General features: G+C 52.4%; 5 protein-coding genes. All 5 read left to right on the forward strand.

The genetic code is table 11. The features are described 5' to 3' along the window. A partial coding sequence (locus QNK41_RS18295) for a DNA polymerase (protein WP_319259786.1) occupies nucleotides 1-389 on the forward strand: 389 nt, incomplete at its 5' end. A gap of 415 nt (nucleotides 390-804) precedes the next feature. Next, on the forward strand, nucleotides 805-1074 hold the full coding sequence (locus QNK41_RS18300; RefSeq protein WP_319259787.1) for a hypothetical protein: 270 nt from the start codon (nucleotides 805-807) through the stop codon (nucleotides 1072-1074). A gap of 23 nt (nucleotides 1075-1097) precedes the next feature. Beyond that, on the forward strand, nucleotides 1098-1406 hold the full coding sequence (locus QNK41_RS18305; RefSeq protein ID WP_319259789.1) for a DUF6794 domain-containing protein: 309 nt from the start codon (nucleotides 1098-1100) through the stop codon (nucleotides 1404-1406). Nucleotides 1407-2149: 743 nt separating this feature from the next. Beyond that, nucleotides 2150-2506: a hypothetical protein gene (locus tag QNK41_RS18310; RefSeq protein ID WP_319259792.1), complete on the forward strand. Its 357-nt coding sequence runs from the start codon at nucleotides 2150-2152 to the stop codon at nucleotides 2504-2506. Nucleotides 2507-2562: 56 nt separating this feature from the next. Beyond that, on the forward strand, nucleotides 2563-3453 hold the full coding sequence (locus tag QNK41_RS18315) for a hypothetical protein (protein ID WP_319259795.1): 891 nt from the start codon (nucleotides 2563-2565) through the stop codon (nucleotides 3451-3453). Nucleotides 3454-3678: the final 225 nt, after the last annotated feature.

Below are 3678 nucleotides of genomic sequence, written 5' to 3' on the forward strand. Positions count from 1 at the left end.
CCTTTATCGACAGAACCATCGCCACGGCCCACGACACCCGTCAGACCAGTACGCTGCTGGGTCGAATCCGGCGACTGCCGGATATCGCCAGCACCAACCACAACGTGCGCCAGTTTGCCGAGCGCATCGCCGTCAACACGCCCATCCAGGGTACCGCCGCAGATCTGATCAAAATGGCCATGATCAACACGGACCGGGCACTGCGCAAAAAACGAATGAACACCGCCATGCTGCTTTCCGTGCATGATGAAATGATTTTCGAGGTGCCGCCTGATGAGCTTGACGATGCAAAAGCCTTGGTCCGAGAGGGGATGGAGAGTGTGTGGGAACTGGCCGTTCCCTTGAAAGTCAACATGGCCTGCGGACAGAATTGGGCCGAGGCCCACTGAGTGCACGGCGGCATAAAATCGATGACAGAGACAATCTTGATGAACTCGTAAAAAGTAGCATTTCCGACGGACTCGTAAAAAGCTCGAGATCAAGGCTTGCGAATCCTGAGGAATGAGGTGTACTTACGGTACTCCGCAGTGACGAAGGATGAAGCGTAACGCAGATATCGGGCTTTTTACGAATCCGTCAAAGGGTGGCATGGGCAACGATGCACTACCATTTCCCGTGAGATTGAACCCTCCCCGCGGCCCCGATGAGCGGGATCTCCGCTTTGCTTCGACAAGCGGCGGGGAATGCGCTCGCTATCGCGGTTCAATCGGGCTGCGCGGGTTGAAAAAGACCATGGCAGCGTTATTATTATTGGAGTCGGGTCGGCCCTTTGGGTGGAAATGATCAATGCAAGGGGGTAAATCAATGAAAGACCAGTGGGAACGCGAACTGTCCTGTGCCGTTGCCTGCAATCGATGCAACACGAAGCTGGCTGCCGGGGACCAGCGAATTCTGTCCGTCCTTGATCACCAGCCCATTTGCCTGGCATGTAAAAAGGCGGAAGAAAAACATCCTGATTATGCTGAAGCGTCTAAAAACATGATCGGGACCTGTATGATGGAATCCGAGGTGATATACGGCGATCCCGGCGGGTATTGTTATTTTCACTTTTATCCCTTTACCTGTGACGACTGATCGGTTTTCGTCGGGTGATACCCATGAACTATTTTATGGATAAATTTCCGCCCACCGTGGAAAAAGTCGTTGACAAGCTCACGGTGGATATGACGTTTGCAGACAGAACCCGTCTGGCCAACATGAACGAGGCGGCACTGATCCGGTTTCATCATTCCTACGGCATTTTCCTGCGAAACGAATTCCGCCTTCCGGGCAATGATCCGTTGATGAAATCATGCATGTCCACCGCAACCGTGAATACGATCACTCCCGAGCAGGCATCCTATGTGATCTTAAAGGAACTCCAGAAACGACTGCTGCGCGGCAATACCTTGAAGGTCATCAAGTGACGGATTCGTAAAAAAGCCGATCCGCCTGAGGCGGATAAATATCTGCGTTACGCTTCATCCCTCGTCACTGCGGCGTACCGTCAGTACGCTGCCTTCGGCACCCGCGATAGCGGTATTCTCGGGATAGAACACGAATGTTCGCCGTAAGGATCTTGATCGATTTGCCATTCGCTCGCCGAAGCTCGCTTTTGCGGCCCGCAAGCCTTGATCTCGGCTTTTTTACGAACCCGTCGGAAACGCGACTTTTTAAGGGGGCATCATCAAGTAGGCTCGGGTTCTTTTCTCAAAAAAGACGGTTTGTCCGGTGATGTCTCCGCACCGACGAAGGGCGAGGATAATTGACAAACGGTTGGGTTCCATATAGGCTTAAGGCAAATATTCGCCTTGTTGAACCATTTCCGGCCCTGCCCTCGGTTGTGATACTTTTCCTCCCGCGAAACAGGGCTTTATCTCCCGGATAGCAGTGAAGGTGGCAACGGACAACTCGCTTGAGACACGCACATTCCATTCTCTATGACCAGTTGGCAAGGCTGCCACGGTTTCGACGCATGGGGCCGGTGGAAAAGCGAATGTTAATGCGTCTATGATGGGGCAGGCAACACCGGAATGCATCGGGGTGGGCCATTCTTGCCACAAAGACGCAGGTTGGCCGGTGATGCTGCGTTGTTTTCGCTTCGCAGTGGCACGATACCATGCTGAATCGGCGGCCATGGCCGGTGTCGGAGATCCCTGGAGAAAGAAAAATGAGACAGAAATACCGCATTTGTCAGTCGCAAAAGAAAAACACATTGAACATCAAAGAATTTGCCGTGCTTGATAAAGACACCAAAAATGTGGACACATCCATGCTCCGCGAGGACCATTTTGACCTGATATGCGATCAGGACTATGACGGTAAGGTTGTCGCAAGAGCTGCCGCCGCGGGCTGTGATGAACTGGTGGAAACATTGCGAACCCCTAACCTGTATCCCATCGCGCCTTACGCCGCAAAAATTGCCGAGTCGGTGATCGACCTGTCCAATGGGGAAGAAGACCGCTGTGTTGAGCTTTTTTTTGACGACAATGAATTGTTTGTTACCGAGATTCCCATACACCGATGAATCGATTGCTTAACGGTTAACCCAGCCTCACGTAATTTCACCACAAGGAGAACGGCATGACAGAAGAGATTAAATTTGAAATCGGCGAAAAATATGAAAATATGAAAGGGGCCTATGAAGTGCTCGCCATACGACGGGATTCCATGGATATTCGATGGGAAGATGGCGAGGAAATATCGACATCCATCGATCTGCAGATGCGCATTATCGAACGGATGCAATTCGAAAAGGAACTGGAAATAACCCAGGCTGCCCAGAAACTCAAAAAAGCCAAGGCATCATCTTCCAAAGGGGGAAAGCATTTTGCCGGTCTTGAAAATACCGACTTCAGCAATACGGTGTCTAAGACCACCTGGCGCGGTCGCGGGCAACTCGGTGGTGCAGTTGCCCTTCGGTTAAAAAACAAACAGTTCAAATTCAACTCATGGGCCGTGCTGCGCAAGCCTGAAGTCGCCTGGATTGATATCGTTCGCCAGAAGCTGGCCGATCTGAAGCTTCAGGCGAAATTCTATGCCCGGGTGGAAGAGAAGAGCCTTTTTTTTGGTGTTCACGTCCCCGCACCCGATCTGTCCGGTACCGAAAAGAGCGACTGGCATGCATTGATGGCCTGGTTGGAGAAGCCGGAAAACGATTCCTGGCTCAATAAACAGTGCACATCGCACGACCTCTATCTGTGTGATCTGAGCAAGCAGGGATTCAACGGGAAATTGGAAGCCAAAAAAGAAAAATGGGTGAATGGTCTTCCGAATAAAAAGGCCGCACCCGTTAAATCCTTGAGTGCCTTTTTAACATCCGCCGGCAAGTCTGGAACGATCGACCTGCGCATCGAAAAGCAGATGGAAAAAGGTGCCGCCATGGACAAAAAGCAAACCATCGCCAGTGACATGGCGACCCTCTTTGAAACCCTCATGCCCGTGTATGCGGGTGCGGCCGAGCGCAGCGCCTGACAGCGCAGCGAAAGCGGGGTTATAAAAACTGCCGACTGGCGTCAGCCGTTTTTTTCGGCAATCGGTTCCGCATGATGGCAGGCTACCTGCCGACCCTAACGAAGCCGAAGGCGAGGCCGCTGTCAGGTGAGATGTCGGTCATGTCGAGAGAGCGGGTGTGGCAAGTGCGTCCGGGGGGGGGGTGGAGGGGGGAGGGGAGTTCTCCGTCATGTTGTCTGCTGATCT

This window comes from Desulfosarcina sp. (assembly GCF_033791525.1).
Taxonomy (GTDB): domain Bacteria; phylum Desulfobacterota; class Desulfobacteria; order Desulfobacterales; family Desulfosarcinaceae; genus Desulfosarcina.